Below are 16,451 nucleotides of genomic sequence, written 5' to 3' on the forward strand. Positions count from 1 at the left end.
GCAGCGCTATGACTTTCGCGACGATCTCGACGAGCGCCAAGCTACTACAGTCCGCGCCCGTTCTGCTGCATGTGCGGAATTCCCGATCTAGAGAAATTCGCTGTGGGCGTGCAAGACTCGATCTGTGCGGGCTTCACGAGATTCCTCGGCGAATGCGATACGGCAGGCCGACGATGCGGCGCCGACGGCGTTGCGGCGCATACTCGGAGGTCAGCTACGACAGTTGCGTGAGGCCGCCGGTATCAGCAGGCAGGAGGCCGCGGAGACGTTGCGGTCCTCGGAATCCAAGATCAGTCGGCTGGAATTGGGGCGGGTGGGCTGCCGCCAGCGCGACCTCACCGATTTGCTCACCCTGTACGGCATCAGCGATCCGGCCGAGCGCGACACGTTCTTCGCGCTGGCTCGCCGCGCCAACGCCTCGGGTTGGTGGCAGCGCGACCACGATTGGCTGCCGCCGTGGTTCGACACCTATCTGGGATTGGAAACCGCGGCCGCGCGCATTCGCGGCTACGAACAGGGCGCGATGCCGGAGCTGCTGCAAACCGCCGACTACGCCCGAGCGCATATCCGCCTCGCCCAGCCCGATCTGCCGCCCGCCATGATCGAGCGCCGCACGCAGCTGCGGCTGCGCCGCCAGAAGATCCTCACCCGCGAGCATCCGGCCCGGCTCTGGGTCGTGGTCGAGGAGGCCGCGCTGAACCGGCTGATCGGCGGGACCGCCGTCTGGCGCGACCAGATCGAGCACCTGCTGCGGATGCTCGAGCGGCCGAATATCGAGCTGCAGATCCTGTCCGATGCCGCGTGCGGACCCGCGATGACCGCAGGATCATTCACCATGCTGCGGTTCACCGAGCCGGATCTGCCCGATATCGTCTACACCCAACAGCTCACCGGCGCAGCGTATTTGGATAAAGACGCCGACCTGGAAGCCTACCGCCGCCTGGCCGACCGCCTCGCCGTCTACGCCATCCCGCCCGACCGCACCGCGCAATTCCTCACCAGACTCCGCGACAGCCGCGCACCCATCCTCGATCGGCCCGCCGGACGATCCGAGTAGGTCGCGCGGCTCAACGCCACTCCCGCGACACCGCCACCGGCACAACGGGTTCCGGGGTGCGGGAAACGGGCAGTCCTGCGGTACGGGCGAATTCGGCGAAGCGAATGGCATCATGTAGCGCCGCGCCGCCCGGATCGTTGTTGAAGTAGACGTACACGTCACGATCCTCTTCCCACGTCTCGCCGATGCGGCGCACCTGGTCGGCGAGCACATCGTCCGCGTAGCACGGCCATGGATCGCCGGCGCCTTCGTGAAACCGGAGGTAGGCCCAGTCCGCCGTCCGCCACCGCGGCGTCACCGGCCGACCCAGCCGGTCGGCCCAGCACAGCGCCGCGTTGTGGTGTTCGAGCACCGCCCGCACGTCGGCCGACCACCAACTGGCGTGCCGCGGCTCGACCGCCACCCGCAAATCGGTTGGGATCAGCCGTAATACGGCATCGAGCCGGTCCGGCGCGGCGGGCAGATCCGGCGGTAGCTGGATCAGAAAGGGCCCCAGTTTGTCGCCGAGTCCGCGCGCCGCGTCGAGCATGCGCTCCAACGGGATCTCGGGATCGAGCAGTCGCCGGAAGTGGGTGAGCACCCGGCTCGCCTTCACCGCCATGACGAAGTCGTCGGGCGTGCGGTCGCGCCAGCCCTCGAAGGTGGAGCGCGGCACCGGCCGATAGAAGGTCGCGTTCAGCTCCACCGTGGCGAACCCGTGCGCGTAGTGCTCCAACCACCGCCGCTGCGCGACACCCTTCGGATAGAACACCGTTCGCCAGTCCGCGTACTGCCATCCCGACGTACCGATGAAGATTGCCATACCTTCGAAGATTCCCCTGCGAACCGCCCGCAACCACGTGGCTGTTCCGAAAACCGTCACCGCCTGGCCCTCGCGGTCGGTGAAGTTGCCGGCGTGGCCTGCGCTCGCTCAGATGACCCGCGCGGCCACCAGGGTCTCGAAGGAATAGGGCCGCAGGCCATCGGTACGGCCGGCGAAGTACCGCTGCTGGAGGTCCGCATGTGTGGGGTGGTCCACGACCTTCAGCCCGCACCGGTTGATCAGCCTCTCGATCTCGGATACCGGCCAGCCAGGTTGCAGAGGCTCGCCGACAGAAGCCGCGATCGGCGTGTAGATACGGGCGAATTCCGTCCCCACGTCGTCGAGTACACGGTCCTCGGCCCGGTAGGAGAACACCACCTCAGATCCGGGAGCAGCCGCCGCGATCGTGCGTAACGTCGACTCGATCGCCTGTGCCGTCAGATAGGGGGCCACGCCCGTCCAGCAGAACATCGCCGGCTGCGCCCAGTCGAACCCGGCCGGGCCCAGGGCATCCCGAACCGATTCGGCCTCGAAATCAACCGGCACGAATACCTGCGAGTCGCTGAGCGGCAGGCCGAGCTCCCTGACCCGCTCGAGCTTCCAGGCCTGGGAGGCAGGGTGATCAATCTCGAACACCGTCAGCGAGCCGAGCAGGTCCGGCCGCCGCCACGCGAACGAGTCGAGCCCCGCCCCAAGAATCACGTACTGCGTGAAGGCACCGGCAGTCAGCCGGTCCTCGGCGTACCGGCTGCGGGTGCAGACAGCCGCGCGGGACTCGCGACGGACCGGGACGGGGAACAGCGGATCGAACCGGTCTCGCAGCTGCTGCCATACCGGGCCGACAAGCACCAGGGCCAGCACATCGTCCAGTACCCACGGCGACGCCGTCTCCAGGCGAAACAATCCACGCGATACGGCCGCAAACATCGCCGTCCTGCTCGGCGCGCTTTCCACGCATTCCTCCTCGTCGGCCAGCACCCTGGCCACGCCCGCCCGCTCTGCGCACTTCAGAGGATGCGCCTGAAACACCCTGACGGCCATGGCCAGATCGCCTGGCAGCCACGATCCGCTCGCCATCAGGATCCTCCGAAACGGCCGGGCACGCCAGCATCACAGCCGCCTGCACACGCCTGGGACGCCACCAGGACCCCCGAGACCCGCCGACTCTGCGACTGCATCTCCGCCAGGGCTTCGCGGAGCGCCGCCCCGCGAATCGTTCTCCGGCCCACCGGTCGCGGACGTCGCGCTGGAGTGCATACCAACCTGTCAGAAGTGAGTGCCGATCTTGACGACGGCGTCCAGCAGGCTCTGCCTGCCGAGGTTGACATCAATCTGGTCTTGCAGCCCGAGAGCGACGATCAAGTCGGTATTGACCTTGGCGCCCACCGCCAGATCGACGTCCACATTCAAGTCTGCGGCGACATTCAAACCGTCGGAAGGAAATTCGGCGGACAGGTTCGTGCCGAGCGCCTTGTCGACGGCGGCGGCGAAACCGGCAGCGAGTGTGATGCCCTGTTCGGCGAGCTTCAGCGTGGCAACGCTGCTGCTCTCGGGCTTCTCGACTTCGGCGCTGCCGGGGTCGTTCACCGCACCGAGGCGGACACCGCTTGCGTCACCGACCTTGCCGGTGAGGACACCGGTTTCGATGTCGGCGGCCACGTCCGAGACGGTGATCCTCTTGGCGCCCTTGGACAGCTCGATGCCGCCTTCGAGAAGAACCCGGCCGCCGGTGATCTTGCGGTCCCGGTAGGCGATACTGCCCGTACCGACCGGCAGCTCGATCTTGCCGTTGGCGTTGGTTGCGCCGTTCACGCCCGTCGCCGTTACGCCCTGGGCTTGCAGGTCGAGAGCAGTATCGAGGTCGATGGACAGTCCGGCCCCCAGAAGCGGAGCCTCGCCTCCGGCCGCGGCACCGGCGGCGGGCGCGAGCCCGGTCACGACAGCGGCGACGATGCCTACGACGGCCAGAGCGATGGCATGAGCGGCGAGCCTGCCGCGTTCACGAATCGGATAATTCACCACCGTGATTCGTAGCCTCGCACGGTGTAGATCGTTTTCCGAATGCTCTGCGGAAGCGCTTCCACCGCAGACGGTTTCGAACCTCGGCGCATGCGACCTCGCCGGTTACGCCCGGCATGAGGGTGCATTCGAGAACGAATCTCCGGGGCGCAGCCAGTAATCCTGGGCCCAAGGCTCGATCCAGACAATGAACGGCTTGTCGGAGCCCGAATTGGTGAACCTGATCTTCGGCATGGCCGCAGCCTAACGATGGCGTCAGCAGCACCGCCTGGAAACCGGTTACAGCAGACGCACTGCGCGACAACGGCTTCCACTGTGCAGACCAGCGGCATTATGGAGTGTCCGTCCACGACCTGACAGGGCCGGAGCCGAGTCGACGCGCGGTAGAGTCGACGTACATGGTGTTGGGAGTGGTGTTGGTTACCGGTTCCTCCGGTGTTGTCGGTGCTGCGGTCGCACATGAAATGCATACCGCGGGTTGGCAAGTGCGTGGGTGGGACCGGCGCCCGGGACGTTGGACGACCTACTGCGGCGATCTGCGTGATGCGGAGCTTCGAACACGTGCTGTCGACGGTGTGGACGTCGTAGTACACGTGGCCGCCCTGCACGCCCCGCACGTCGGTTCGGTTCCCGATAGCGAATTCCGTGCGGTCAATGTCGATGCCACCGCCGATTTGCTCGCGCGAGCGGCCGACTCCGGTGTGCGGAGGGTGATTTACACCAGCTCCACCTCGGTATACGGGCATGCGCTGGTCCCTGATGGTCGTGCAGTCTGGGTCGACGAGTCACTGCGGACCGAGCCACGCGATATCTACGACGAAACCAAATTCGCAGCGGAGAATCTGGTCCGGGCGGCCGACCACCCGTTCTCGACGATCGTGTTGCGCATCGCCCGATGCTTTCCCGAGCCGCCGGCCGTTCAGGCCGCGCACCGGCTCTACCGTGGGGTCGACGTCCGCGATGTTGCCAGCGCGCACCGGCTGGCCGCCGAACGCCTTGCGGTGACCGGCCTGTTCAACATCGCCGGTCCAATGGTGTTCCGCCCCAACGACACACGGCAGTTGTGGCGCGATGCCACGGCGCTGCTCACCCACCGGGCACCGGAGACGGTGGCGTTGTTCCGGCGGCGGGGCTGGCCGCTACCGGCCCGGATCGACCGGGTTTACGACTCCGGCAAAGCAGAGCGAAAGCTGGGCTATCGTCCCGTTCATGATGTCGCGGCACTCGCGGCGACACCCGTACCCGCACCGGGTTCAACTCCACCGTAGCCAGCACAGACATCCGCGCCAGACATGGCGGATGTTCGCGTGACGATCAGTTCGGTGCGCTCACCGGCAAGTGGAACGCGGCCGCCGCCCCTACAGTCATGTCCGGGCCACGTCGGGTCCGACAGGCTACGAGCGACCACGGGAGGTTCGATGCGCAGGGAAAAGACGAACAGGCGACTGGCAGGGGTCGCGATTGCTGTTGCCGCGGTCGGCTTCTCGCTCGTCACCTCCGCTTCCGCCTCCGCCGAGACAGGATCGGCCGACGGCATCGACGTCACCATTTCGCCGCAGGACCCAACCACCCTCCGGCCGGGCGGGGCACCCATGCGCTTCACCGTCACACTGGCCAACACCACGGCCACCGACAATCCCGCAGTGGGTTTGGTGGTGTCGCTGGGGCACTGTTCGTGCAGTCCGAGCCCGGTCAAGATGATGCCCGCCGGGTCGATGCTGATGCTCGACCCCGCTACCAACATCTGGCAGGCGGTGCCCTACGTCGTCGAAGGAGGCGGCACCGATTTCCTCGGCCGAACCGTCGTCGCACCGTTCGCCCTCGAACACGGACAGACCGCCACCTACCAATTGGAGGTGCGGTTGGCCGCCGACCAGGAACCGGCCATAGGCAGCGGCGCGTCGTCCGTGGATGTGACTGTCACCGACCCCGCCACCAATACCGCGCTCGGTCACAGCCCCACGACATCGCTGCCCATCACTGTCGAACCCTGATCCGAGCCGGTGATTCGGGCGCTCCGCGCAATACCGTGTAATCGGCATGTGTGCGTTGTAAGGCCATGTCGCCCAACCGATCTGTGCGGTTGACCAACGCCCGCGGCGGTATTGCAGCGTGCTCGCTGTTGTCCGGTGAATTCCGCAGGGCCGTCTCACCGGCTGGTCGTAGATGGTGGAGCCCACCTGCTCAGGAATGGGTCTGCGAGCGCGGTAAGGGGCCCGCAGAGTGTCTGGCCGTTACGCGCGAACAGTTCGTCACGTGAGTCGAAGCGCCCCAGATCCATGAGCACGGTTGCGGACAGGTCGCATGCGGAAGGGCTCCCGGAGGCGCAGGTGAGCCCATCCCAATCCACTGCCGTGCGCGCAACGGCGTCGAACAGGGTCTCACCGCCTTTGTTGGTGAACCCGGTTGCGGTGGTGGCCAACTCCGTCATCTGCCCGAAGAGCTCGCCGACCGAGATCCATTCCTGTGCCACCTGAAACTCCGGCCATGCCAGGAGAACCTGTGATGGCACCAAAAACGTCGCGCGCGGGAACCGCGGATACCAGAATCGCCCGTCCACGACGAGGCCACGCACGCGTGTGGCTATGCCTCGAATGCGCGCGACGCTCTCCAGTACCGCCAGCCGCTGACTACACGAGCCTCGTCCTCGACGCAGGGTGCGCGAAGTCGGCTGCTTGTCGTTCACCGAGTAGACAGGTCGCACCGACGTTGCGATGAATTGGTGGGCTGTTCGCAGTCCGGAGAGCTGGTCCCCGTCCACCGGTATCACCCGCTCCGCGAGTGACCGCACCAGCGGATGATCGAGGTCGAGGATCGGTGTTGGATTGCAACCGCCCCGGATCGTGTCAGCACCCCCTGCCGATACTCGGCCACGCCACCAGGGAGTCACAAGCGAGCAGACCACCCAACCAGTATGCCCCTGAGCCGGGGTGCCCGTGTGTCTCGGGCAAATCGGCTTGTCGATATTTCGTGCGTGGGTGCCTCCGAGATGATCTCGGCGCGTTGACTTTTCGAGCTCGCCACATGCCCGCTCCGGACCGCGCTTGGCCCGCATAGAAAGATGTTCTATACCGCAACGGATCTCGTCCTGCCGACCGCCCCGCACGCGGTGCGGGTTCAGGCGGTCATCGCAGCACCTCTTCGAGTGCTTCTGATGGTGTTCGGAATCCGAGGGCTCGGTTCCTGTCGACGAGACCCCGTAACCTGTTGCGGCAGGGTCACATATCCGAGCGAGGGAGCCGAATCCGATGACGGCGGATCCAGCGAAGCTGGCCGAGATCGAGGTGCTGCTGATCGAGGACGGGCTGACCGACGAGGAGCTGATCGACAAGCTGCGCGAGGTCGGCATGCCAGAAGTCGCCTACAGGATATCCACCGTGGATCGTGACGAAGGGCTGTTCGACACCCTGCGTGAGGTGGGCATGCCAGAGGTGGTCCACAGAATATCCCGCGCAGACGAGAGGCTGATCGATCGCCTGCGCGAAATGGGCATGCCACGAATGGCCCGCAGGATATCCGGGCTGCTGCAGCGATGACCACCCGCCAGGACCGTACAACTCGAACGCCCGGAACGCGGTGTGGTCTCGGGGAAAGCCATCCACCGCATGATCAACGACGCTTGAAACGGAGCAGCGCCCACCGTCGGTGGCGGTCAGATATGGCAATCGACATTGGCGAGCCAGGTGCCGGGCGGGAGCAGGGAGACCTGCCCCCAATAGAACACGGCCCATCCAGTGGCCGAGTCGGGGTCGGTCGTCCACCTGTTTTCGCGCTCATGCCAGACACCGTCGAGGGTCAGCAGAGTTACGGAAGGCGTGTGCGAGGCCGGGTCGATGTCGCACAAACGAGCCAGATCGGTTGCGCGAAGGCCGGGTTCCGCGTGTAGAGGGTCCTCGGGCAGGCCGATCTCACCTCGCAATCTCCGCTCCATCGCAACGATGTTGACGCCGCCGCACGGTTCGACTGCTGCCGAGACCCTGACAGCATCGTCGACGAGTGTCCAGCGGCCACGGTATCGGCCGCCCAAAGCCCAGGCGTCCCAACGGCTTCGGGGGTTGTCCTCGGAATACACCTCACCGGCGGGACCGATATCGTCCCGCGCGTAAACAGTGATCGCGTCGGCATAGACTTGCTCGTCGCTCCACCGCAACTGCTCGGGGAAGTTTCGAAGATACTCGAGGTGCTGCGGATGGTCGACATGTTTCGCCCGATACGCTTCAGGGTCCGAGACGTATTCCGCATACCGTGTGTCACGGTATTCCAGGATTTCCCGCCTGCGATGCTCGATCAGTTCGGCCTTGGTGAACTCCACATACCGCGGCACCACGAGATTCTCATCGAACGGAGCCAGTACCTCCGTCAGGACACGCTCAAGATCATCGGGGGCAGTCTCCCCCGGAAGCGCCACCGTCACCGCGAAATGAACCACAGTGTCCGGACGGTAACCCAGTCTTCGAATCGGACCCCAATCGGCTTGTGCGGATGTTCTGCGGCGCAGTCGATCTCACCCGTAAAGCGCTCGCCCGGCGGCACTTTCGGACGTCGGCGCGAGTCAGCTGACCGTGAGAGACGAACAAATGGCCGGGTTGTTCCTATGGCATGCCGACGTGTCGACACCGACCCCGTCGTGCGCAGGCACGGGTTATTTCAGTTGCAGGTTAACCGAGTCTCCCGGGGTCACACGGCGACCGTGAACATCGCGAACGAAAGCGGCGTTGACCGTTACCCGGGCTCCCTTGGGTACGGACGACCATTTGGCGTAGATGGTGACAGTGATCGTGTGTCGGGCGTCGTCACAATCCAGCCGATCATCGTCAGACCCGCTCACAGAGAAGTCTTTGGACGCGTGGACGCCCGCGTGCATGCCGAATACGTTGGTCCAGGTGCCGGGACATTGATAATCGACCGTGATGTCCACCCGGTCGTTGCCGATGCGGGTGATCGCGGTGGGGGTGGCCTTATAGGTGACCGCATGGGCGGCCGGGGCTGCGGCGATCAGGCCGACCGCGCCGGCGGCGGCACCGATTGGGCCGATGATGGTGCGCATTGATGTGCTCCCGTTTGTCAGTGTGAAACGTGAACAGTCGAGGACGGATAGTCGGCAGACGGGGCCGCCGCAATGGTCCTGACCAGACAACCGACTACGGCCAGTCGACCCCACGCTGTTGTGCACCCGCCTCCGAAGCGCCTCTGGATCGAAAACCGTTGACACGACTCTGGATTCGTACCGGACGAAAAATCAGATGGGTCTTCGGACGTGTGCGCACCGTGGCATACATCACAAAATCGGCATGAGCGAGTGCGAGCGAGATCGACTGGCGGCCAACGGCTACGGCCCACTTCAACGACTGGAACGCAGGCATTTCGTGCGTTGACCGCCGGTAGCGGTGGCGCAATACAGGCGGCCAGATTCGGTCACTTGATCGGACGGGACCCCTCGGTGTGATCGCCGATGGCGATGCCCTGGATTTGGAGGTGCACCGATTCCGAATCCTGTACAACATGATTCGGACGCACCAGGCGCTCGGTGACCGAACGCCCAGCGTGGCCGACGCCAGTCTCGACCAGTCCGTTCTTCTCAGAGGTGGCTGTCGATCCAAGCCATCAGTTGGGACTTGCTTTGGGGTCCCGTCTTCTCGCTCTCGACGGCCCCGTCCCTGAACAGGAGAAAGGCCGGGAGTCCCCTTACGTTGAATTTGGCAGGGGTTGCTTGGTTGTCGTCGACATCGAGCTTGAAGACTCCGAGCTGGTTCCCGTACTGCGTTCTGATGTCTTCGAGGACGGGCTCTACCACCTTGCAGGGGTTAGACCACGAGGTCCTGAACATCACCAGCGTTATCACGGGAGCGTTCAGGACGTCTTCCTCGAACGAGGGGTCGGTTGTGAAAGCAATAGACATAACGACTCCCGGACTCGTGGACAAGTAGGCGCCAGTATGAGACCCCGGCCGCAGCGCCTGGGTCGAAACCGGCCAGTACCAACATCATTCGAGACGAGAGCGGCATCCAGCCGAGCCGCATCGGTTCCACTGGCGGCAACGCGGTACGCGCTACGGCGGCGCGCCAGCCCCTCCATCCTCGCCGAGTCGTGTCGAAAACTTGACGCACGACATCGGTCCAGTACGTCGGACTTCGTAGAGGTGCACCGATTCCGGATCCTGTACAACACCCGTCCGGCCGCATCAAGCCCTCGGCGACCGAACTTCCCACACCGGCAATATCGGATGTTCGCGAGATCAGCTGGCGGCCAACGACTACGGCTCGCGTGCCCGACCGGAACGCGTAGTTCTGCGCTCGCCCCGTCAGCCCAAGTCCTTGACGGACGTGAACTCCGAGGCCTCGTCCGCTATGTCCGGCTGCCGACCGAGGGTGAACTGGCCCCAGCGTTCGCTGGCGAGCCCGACAATGGCAGTGCGGCCTTCCGGCGTCACCGTGACGGGGCTGTAGACAGCGATCACATTGCCGTCTTCGTTCAGAACAGGGATACGCACCGGAATGCCGGTCCCGCCAGTCGCCTCGAGCGTGACTTGACCATCCTGCTCAGCCAAATGGAGCGTGGCCTTCTCATCCTCGCTGACTGGAGTCGGCGCGATGATTACGAGATCCTGCGCTTCGCTGGGTTGTGCCTGCTCAGTCATGAATGTCCCTCTTCCTGTGCCGGACTGGACCTTCGGACACTCCGATGGTCCCACCTCCAAGAAGATCACATAGACTCAGCCGCAACATGATTCAGGCCGATTGGCCTCGAGTTGGGTCGACGACTCGGTCGCGCTCGGCCGAAAGCCCCCCGATTGAGCCACACCTGCTGGCGACCGGCTGACTGCGAGCACGTCTCGCCGTGACAACGGGCTACACACACTCATCGGCATGTGCGTGCGTTGGAAGACCGTGCCGCTCAACTGATCTGAGCGGTTGACCGACGCGCACCATGCGGCATGAGCGTGCACTTTTCCCGCTAGTGTCCCGCTAGTGCTTTTGGTGGTTAACCCGAGGCAGCTGCTGAGTATTTGGGCTGTCGCCCAGGGCGTGCTGAGGCTGCTGCTGAATGACCGACTGCCGGGTCTGCGTTCGGGTCCGATCAGGCGCTCGAGGGCATGGGATCTGCACGTGCAATTCCTTTACATGCCAAGGGATTCCAAGTATCGTGCCGCACGTGCGCGAGCGATACGGTATCGATGCTCCCAAGGTCGTTGCCGGATTCTCCGCAGTAGCCCTTCTTCTTACAGCCCTGGTGTTTCCGGTCACGCTGGTCATGAACATGACGTTCGGCTACACGGCAGCATGGGTGACCGGAATCGCACTCGGCGGCTACACGCTGGTCTTGTGGGCCAGCCTGGCATGGACCGTCGCGGGCAGTGTGGTGGGGAAGCGCCGTGAGTGGGCTTTGATGCTTGACGAGTTGTCGCTGCGCGGGGACGAACGGGTGCTCGAAGTCGGCCCTGGGCGCGGAGCGGTACTGGTCCAGATCGCCCAGAGACTGACCACTGGCCGGGCTGTCGGGATCGACCTGTGGCGTACACAGGACCAGAGCGGGAATTCCCAGAAATGGCTGCTGGACAACGCCCACACCGCTGGTGTCGCTGACCGGATCGAAGCGCACACTGGCGATATGCGCTCGTTGCCGTTCCCGGACGCATCGTTCGACCTCACGGTAGCGAGCCTGGCAATCCACAACGTACCTGCCGCCGACCAGGAGAAGGTGGTCACGGAACTCGTCCGGGTCCTGAAACCAGGAGGGCGAGTAGTGATTCTGGACTTCCGGCAGATCGAGCAGTTGGCCGCTGCATTGCGGGAGGCTGGCGCGCGCGAGATCACAGTCAGCAACCGCCGGTGGCGTGTACACCCGTCCGTCCGCGTGGTGCGGGCGGCAGTCTGAATTACCCTGACGCGACCCTGGATGCCCCCACTACCGCCGTCGCGCAGCTGCGCCACGTTCCGCCGGATGCTCCTACCACGGCAGCAACCGCACTGTCGGAATTTTCATGGAGCGAGCGCTCGCGCTCATCGGCATTATCACGCGCTCGGGGTACTGGCTAACGATGTGCTCTGCTACGCGAACTGGCGCGTACCGGAATCGGAACTGGCCTTCCGTAGGGAATTTCACTGGCCGCTGTCAGCATGGCCGAAGAGGTCGACCCTGGCGAATAGTCGGCAGGCGTGCGCGCCTATCGGGTGTTCGTCAAGCGACGCCGTGGTCGATCTCGTTGGCGCACAACACGATCACCGTTCTCGGCATCTGAGAAGGTGGTTCAGTGGGGAGGCCCGGGCGGCGGGAAAGGCATGCCGGAGTTGGCGTTTGGGGTAGGTCCCTGCGGTGAGTAGGGCGTGCCGTAGTTGGGGTGTGGGGCAGGTTGCTGTGGTGGATAGGGCATGCCGGGGTTGGGGTACGGGGTAGGTCCCTGCGGTGAGGACGGCGTGCCGTAGTTGGCCTGTGCGGGAAATCCCTGCGGTGGAAAAGGCATGCCGGAGTTGGGGTATCCCGGTGGCGGATACGGCATGGCGTAGGGGAGAGGGTGCCCGGCCGAGGTGCGCGAAGCGTTTCCGGTCACTGCGGTGGCGATCAATGCGACGAGCAGCAACGGTGCCGCCACCAGATACACCAGGCGGAAACTGGCCACGTCCGAAATCAGTTGGCCGACAACGGGTGCAATCACCGCCGACACGATTGCGAGTGCCGCCACCACCGCGGCCGCGAGACCGCGCCGACTGCCGAGTCGAAACGTCAGCGCCGCCACCACTCCGACGGCCGCGCCTGTGCCGAGACCGCCGAGCACGCGGCCCGCCAGCAGCATGGCGCCGTTGACCATGAACGCGGTCAGCACCGTGCCGACGAGCATGAGGCCGATCGCGGGCAGCGTCACCGCCCTCGGGAATCGCCCGCCCACCAGCACTCCGAGCGCGACGGCGGGCAGCGCCGCGACCAGATAGGCGACGACGCAGGTCAACAGCACCGTCTGGGCGGTCAGGTTCAGCTGGAACTGGATCGGTGACCTTCCGTCGAACTGGTAGACGACCGTCAGCATGGCCAGGCCGATCATCGTGGCGAACCCGGGTCCGATCAGCGTCCCGGCGCTTGGGCGCGGGTCGGTCCGCTGCGGCGGCATAACGTACATGCACACACCGTAGCTTCGGTCCGATCCGGTGGTGCATCCGAACGGAATCCGGCAGACCAGCGCGGTCTGCCGATTCGTTGTCATCTGACGGATTGCGCCGGGACGGCGGGGGCCGCATCGACCATCGGGCGATCCCGCACCGGCCTGCGTGTCGTCAGCAGTGTCAGGACGAGAATGGCCGCGCCGCAACCGGTCACGATCCAGTAGGGCGACCGCACCGCCTCGAGATAGCCCGCGCCCGGCCGGTGCAGACCCACCGTCAGGACCGCGCCCAACACCGCGACACCGAGCGCCTGGCCGAATTGCCTACTGGTGCCGATGATCGCCGCCGCGACCCCGGCCCGTTCGGCGGGCATACCGGCCATGGCCGAGTTCGTCAGCGGTGTATTCACAAGTCCGACACCGACTCCCAGGAGGATGTAGGCGATGAAGAGCAGGACGTCGCCGCGCTGCGCATCGAAACCCGCGAACAGCAGGCCCGCCAGCGTAATGGCGGAACCGGCCAGCAGCAGCGGCAGGCGCGCGCCGAATGACGCTGTCAGGCGGCCCGATAGCGGCGAGACGGCGATATTCGCCACGGCCATCGGCAACAGGTAGACACCGGTCATCAGCGCGGACAATCCGCGTGCGTTCTGCAGATAAACCGTGCTGAGAAAGAGATATCCGCCGACCACGAAGTACGCGCACACCGCCATCACGCTCGCTCCGCTGAACGAAACACTATGGAAGGCACGCAGATCGATCAGCGGTTCGACGGTACGGTGCTCATGGCCGATCAGCGCGGCGATGGCGGCGAGTGCGAGCACTGCGCAGCCGAGGGTCCGCGGTGCGGCCCAGCCGGTGGTCGGCACCTCGATGATCGCGTAGGTCGACAGCGCCATCGCCGCGATCACCAGGATCTGACCGAGCCCGTCCACCCGGCGCGGTTGCGGCGCACGGGATTCCGGCACGAAGCGGGCGGTCAAATAGAGCGTCACTACACCGATCGGCACGTTGAGCAGGAAGATCGAACGCCAGCCCGCCCACTGCACGAGCACCCCGCCGACCAGCGGACCGAGCGCCATGGATACGCCCATGATCGAACCCCACACCCCGATCGCGCGGGCGCGTTCCTTCGGCTCGGTGAACGTATTCGTAATGATCGACATCGCAACGGGATTGAGCATGCACCCGCCGATCGCCTGCACGACGCGAAAGGCGATGAGCCAGCCGAGTCCCGGTGCGAGCGAACACAGTAGCGAGCCGAGGGTGAAGACGGCGAGCCCGAGCTGGAACACCCGGCGCCAGCCGAGCCGGTCACCCATCGAACCGGCCAGCGTGAGCAGCGCCGCGAGGACGACGAGATAGCCGTCGACGGTCCACTGCAAACCCGCGAGGGTGGTGTGCAGGCCCTGTTGCATCGCGGGCAGCGCCACGTTGAGCACGGTATTGCCGAGATTGCCGACGAAGACGCTCATACAGCAGATCACCAGCACCAGCGCCGGTCTGCGCGTTGTTGTTTCGGACATGATCTCAGTCTTTCCAGCACACGCCGAGCTCCGGGACACCCTGGCGAGCGGGGCCCTGGCAGGGCCCCTTTGCGCCGATGCGGACAGGGCATACTTCGATGAGTGAGCAACAGGACGGCACTCGGCGAATTCCTCCAGTCCCGGCGCGCGCGGATCACCCCGCGGCAAGCGGGGCTGCCGCCGAGCGCGGGCCGCCGCCGCACCGCCGGGTTGCGCCGCGAAGAGGTCGCCATCCTGGCGGGAATAAGCATCGAGTACTACCGGCGTCTGGAACAGGGCAAACAACGTCATCCGGGTCCGGCCGTGCTGGCCGCGATAGCGGATGTGCTCGAACTGAACGAGGACGAGCGCCGCCATCTGACCGCGCTCGTGGAAAACGATCGACCGAACGAATCACCGGTTCCGGTGCAGCCGGTCCGCGCCGACGTCCGCCGAATGCTGGACATCGTCCACCCCTATCCGGCGTGTCTGCTCGGCCGCCGCAGCGATCTGCTCGGCGCGAATATCGCGGGCCTGCGCCTGTTCCCGGGTATCGAGGAATGGCCCGCCGAGTTCCGGAATACCGCCCGCTACACCTTCATGCATCCGAAAGCCCGAGCGGCATACGGCAATTGGGATGATGTGGCGGCCGGGGTCGTCGCCCACCTGCACGCGGTGGCAGGCACGCATCCCGGTGCCGCCGACATCGCCGAGCTGATCGACGAACTATCCGGTCGCAGTCCGGAATTCACCGCTCTGTGGCAGCGTCACGATGTGCGGAACCGCACCAACGGCCAGAAGATCTACCGCCACCCCGATGTCGGCGAGATGACGCTCACCTACGAGGCATACGAGGTGGGCCGCAGCGACGGCCAACGCTTGATCGTCTACCAGGCCGAGCCCGGCACCCCGGATCACGAGGCGATGCTGCGGCTTTCGCTCGAATAGCGGCAGCTCCATACTGCCCCAATACTTTTCGGGGCATCACCGCCATGTGCCGGAAATCCCGCCGCGATCCCGATACGCTGCGGGGTGGACCCGGCCGAGGCAGGGGTTTGCTCGGCCGGGCGGATATTTGGCCACATGCAGGGGATGTATGTCCGAAACCTATTCCGCCCCAACTATTCTCGGAATCGCCCTGGCGCGACGCCGTCGAATGTCCGCGGGTGTCGGCGCACTCGCGCTGATCGCCGCGGCCGCGCTCCCGAGCGCCGGACCGGCTGCGGCGGCCCAGCCCGGATGCAGCCGCTCCGGCGACACCACCACCTGCCGCTTCGACTTCACCGGCGGGGAGCAGACTTTCACCGTCCCGGACGGCGTGACCTCGCTGACCGTGCGCGCTATCGGCGCACACGGCGGCTGTATCGCATGGCAGATGGCGCCGGAGTCGGCCCGCGCGCCGCTGGCCGTGAACCCGGGCGACACGCTGTTCGTGGAGGTCGGCGGCGGCGGCGGTGCGGCCGACCAAGCGACGAATACCCCTGGCGCGGGCGGATTCAACGGCGGCGGCACCGGCGGGACCGGCTACCTTTCCGGCTGCGGCGGCGGTGGCGCCAGCGATATCCGCACGGTCGGCGCCGACGACCCCGACAGCCTCCGGTCGAGATTGCTGATCGGCGCGGGCGGTGGCGGTGGTGGCGGCGGGGGCAATGGCGGCAGCACCGGCGGCGCGGCCGGGACCGCCACGGCAGGCGGTAAAGGCGGTCCCGGCAGAGCAGACGGGGCCGACGGGACATTCGGTGTCGGCGGTGACGGCGGCTCCGATGACGGCACCGTCGAGTACGCCTGTGCGGGCGGCGGTGGCGGCGGCGGTTATTACGGTGGCGGCGGCTCCGGCGCCTTCACGCACACCGGGCCCGGTGGAAAGGGTTCGTCATTCGGCCCACCCGGCACCGTGGTCGACACCGCGGGCGACCAGGAATCCGCGGCGGTGATCATCGACTATGTGGTGAACGGATCCGGAAAACGTTGATA

17 protein-coding genes are annotated in these 16,451 nt (G+C 65.6%); 7 read left to right on the forward strand and 10 right to left on the reverse strand.

Features of this window, described 5'->3' with window-relative positions; translation table 11 throughout:
- Positions 1–124 precede the first annotated feature (124 nt).
- Positions 125–1,057, forward strand: coding sequence for a helix-turn-helix domain-containing protein (locus tag F5544_RS11040; RefSeq protein ID WP_167473100.1), 933 nt, complete (start codon positions 125–127; stop codon positions 1,055–1,057).
- A 10-nt stretch (positions 1,058–1,067) separates the two neighbouring features.
- Here the strand turns inward: F5544_RS11040 and F5544_RS11045 are convergent, their stop codons facing one another.
- From F5544_RS11045 to F5544_RS11055, 3 genes are all read right to left on the reverse strand, one after another.
- The gene (locus tag F5544_RS11045; RefSeq protein ID WP_167473101.1) at positions 1,068–1,859 is read right to left on the reverse strand and encodes a DUF72 domain-containing protein; all 792 of its coding nucleotides are present in this window, start codon (positions 1,857–1,859) and stop codon (positions 1,068–1,070) included.
- 108 nt (positions 1,860–1,967) lie between these two features.
- Positions 1,968–2,936, reverse strand: a complete 969-nt coding sequence (locus F5544_RS11050; RefSeq protein WP_238847189.1) for a class I SAM-dependent methyltransferase — start codon at positions 2,934–2,936, stop codon at positions 1,968–1,970.
- A gap of 189 nt (positions 2,937–3,125) precedes the next feature.
- Complete coding sequence (locus F5544_RS11055) at positions 3,126–3,878, reverse strand: hypothetical protein (protein WP_167473102.1); 753 nt, start codon at positions 3,876–3,878, stop codon at positions 3,126–3,128.
- 398 nt (positions 3,879–4,276) lie between these two features.
- Here F5544_RS11055 and F5544_RS11060 point away from each other — a divergent pair, with 398 nt between their 5' ends.
- A complete protein-coding gene (locus tag F5544_RS11060; RefSeq protein WP_167473103.1) occupies positions 4,277–5,146 on the forward strand; it encodes an NAD-dependent epimerase/dehydratase family protein in 870 nt (289 codons plus the stop codon).
- A gap of 150 nt (positions 5,147–5,296) precedes the next feature.
- Entirely contained in the window at positions 5,297–5,872 is a 576-nt protein-coding gene (locus F5544_RS11065) for a hypothetical protein (protein WP_167473104.1), read from the forward strand.
- Positions 5,873–6,027: 155 nt separating this feature from the next.
- Here F5544_RS11065 and F5544_RS11070 read toward each other — a convergent pair whose 3' ends face one another.
- Positions 6,028–7,227, reverse strand: a complete 1,200-nt coding sequence (locus F5544_RS11070) for a transglutaminase domain-containing protein (RefSeq protein WP_342760416.1) — start codon at positions 7,225–7,227, stop codon at positions 6,028–6,030.
- Between F5544_RS11070 and F5544_RS11075 the strand changes: the two genes are divergently transcribed.
- Entirely contained in the window at positions 7,127–7,414 is a 288-nt protein-coding gene (locus F5544_RS11075; RefSeq protein ID WP_167473106.1) for a hypothetical protein, read from the forward strand. The genes F5544_RS11070 and F5544_RS11075 overlap by 101 nt on opposite strands.
- Positions 7,415–7,530: 116 nt before the next feature.
- Here the strand turns inward: F5544_RS11075 and F5544_RS11080 are convergent, their stop codons facing one another.
- The 4 genes from F5544_RS11080 to F5544_RS11095 all read right to left on the reverse strand — a co-directional run bounded on the left by F5544_RS11080 (position 7,531) and on the right by F5544_RS11095 (position 10,515).
- Positions 7,531–8,307, reverse strand: coding sequence for a hypothetical protein (locus F5544_RS11080; RefSeq protein WP_167473107.1), 777 nt, complete (start codon positions 8,305–8,307; stop codon positions 7,531–7,533).
- 213 nt (positions 8,308–8,520) lie between these two features.
- Positions 8,521–8,925 carry a hypothetical protein gene (locus F5544_RS11085; protein ID WP_167473108.1) on the reverse strand — a complete coding sequence of 135 codons (405 nt, stop codon included), beginning with the start codon at positions 8,923–8,925 and terminating at the stop codon, positions 8,521–8,523.
- 531 nt (positions 8,926–9,456) lie between these two features.
- Entirely contained in the window at positions 9,457–9,777 is a 321-nt protein-coding gene (locus F5544_RS11090) for a thioredoxin family protein (RefSeq protein ID WP_167473109.1), read from the reverse strand.
- Between the two features lie 402 nt (positions 9,778–10,179).
- Positions 10,180–10,515 carry a hypothetical protein gene (locus tag F5544_RS11095; RefSeq protein WP_167473110.1) on the reverse strand — a complete coding sequence of 112 codons (336 nt, stop codon included), beginning with the start codon at positions 10,513–10,515 and terminating at the stop codon, positions 10,180–10,182.
- 515 nt (positions 10,516–11,030) lie between these two features.
- Here F5544_RS11095 and F5544_RS11100 point away from each other — a divergent pair.
- Complete coding sequence (locus F5544_RS11100) at positions 11,031–11,753, forward strand: class I SAM-dependent methyltransferase (protein WP_167473111.1); 723 nt, start codon at positions 11,031–11,033, stop codon at positions 11,751–11,753.
- 373 nt (positions 11,754–12,126) lie between these two features.
- Here the strand turns inward: F5544_RS11100 and F5544_RS11105 are convergent, their stop codons facing one another.
- A complete protein-coding gene (locus tag F5544_RS11105; protein WP_203217535.1) occupies positions 12,127–13,074 on the reverse strand; it encodes an MFS transporter in 948 nt (315 codons plus the stop codon).
- Positions 13,071–14,498: an MFS transporter gene (locus tag F5544_RS11110; RefSeq protein ID WP_167473112.1), complete on the reverse strand. Its 1,428-nt coding sequence runs from the start codon at positions 14,496–14,498 to the stop codon at positions 13,071–13,073. Before F5544_RS11110 ends, F5544_RS11105 begins: the two co-directional genes overlap by 4 nt.
- A 102-nt stretch (positions 14,499–14,600) precedes the next feature.
- Here F5544_RS11110 and F5544_RS11115 point away from each other — a divergent pair, with 102 nt between their 5' ends.
- Positions 14,601–15,425, forward strand: coding sequence for a helix-turn-helix transcriptional regulator (locus F5544_RS11115; RefSeq protein WP_167473113.1), 825 nt, complete (start codon positions 14,601–14,603; stop codon positions 15,423–15,425).
- A gap of 148 nt (positions 15,426–15,573) precedes the next feature.
- On the forward strand, positions 15,574–16,449 hold the full coding sequence (locus F5544_RS11120; protein WP_167473114.1) for a glycine-rich protein: 876 nt from the start codon (positions 15,574–15,576) through the stop codon (positions 16,447–16,449).
- The last annotated feature ends 2 nt before the right edge of the window (positions 16,450–16,451 follow it).

It is taken from the genome of Nocardia arthritidis (genome assembly GCF_011801145.1).
In the GTDB taxonomy this organism is placed as follows: domain Bacteria; phylum Actinomycetota; class Actinomycetes; order Mycobacteriales; family Mycobacteriaceae; genus Nocardia; species Nocardia arthritidis_A.

Excerpts from the sequence above, each read along its gene's own strand:
- F5544_RS11075 (WP_167473106.1), top strand. The coding sequence starts at position 7,127 with ATGACGGCGGATCCAGCGAAGCTGGCCGAGATCGAGGTGCTGCTGATC.
- F5544_RS11070 (WP_342760416.1), bottom strand. The coding sequence starts at position 7,227 with ATGCCGACCTCGCGCAGCTTGTCGATCAGCTCCTCGTCGGTCAGCCCG.
- F5544_RS11110 (WP_167473112.1), bottom strand. The coding sequence starts at position 14,498 with ATGTCCGAAACAACAACGCGCAGACCGGCGCTGGTGCTGGTGATCTGC.
- F5544_RS11050 (WP_238847189.1), bottom strand. The coding sequence starts at position 2,936 with ATGGCGAGCGGATCGTGGCTGCCAGGCGATCTGGCCATGGCCGTCAGG.
- F5544_RS11065 (WP_167473104.1), top strand. The coding sequence starts at position 5,297 with ATGCGCAGGGAAAAGACGAACAGGCGACTGGCAGGGGTCGCGATTGCT.
- F5544_RS11090 (WP_167473109.1), bottom strand. The coding sequence starts at position 9,777 with ATGTCTATTGCTTTCACAACCGACCCCTCGTTCGAGGAAGACGTCCTG.
- F5544_RS11060 (WP_167473103.1), top strand. The coding sequence starts at position 4,277 with ATGGTGTTGGGAGTGGTGTTGGTTACCGGTTCCTCCGGTGTTGTCGGT.
- F5544_RS11085 (WP_167473108.1), bottom strand. The coding sequence starts at position 8,925 with ATGCGCACCATCATCGGCCCAATCGGTGCCGCCGCCGGCGCGGTCGGC.
- F5544_RS11095 (WP_167473110.1), bottom strand. The coding sequence starts at position 10,515 with ATGACTGAGCAGGCACAACCCAGCGAAGCGCAGGATCTCGTAATCATC.
- F5544_RS11120 (WP_167473114.1), top strand. The coding sequence starts at position 15,574 with ATGTCCGAAACCTATTCCGCCCCAACTATTCTCGGAATCGCCCTGGCG.
- F5544_RS11045 (WP_167473101.1), bottom strand. The coding sequence starts at position 1,859 with ATGGCAATCTTCATCGGTACGTCGGGATGGCAGTACGCGGACTGGCGA.
- F5544_RS11105 (WP_203217535.1), bottom strand. The coding sequence starts at position 13,074 with ATGACAACGAATCGGCAGACCGCGCTGGTCTGCCGGATTCCGTTCGGA.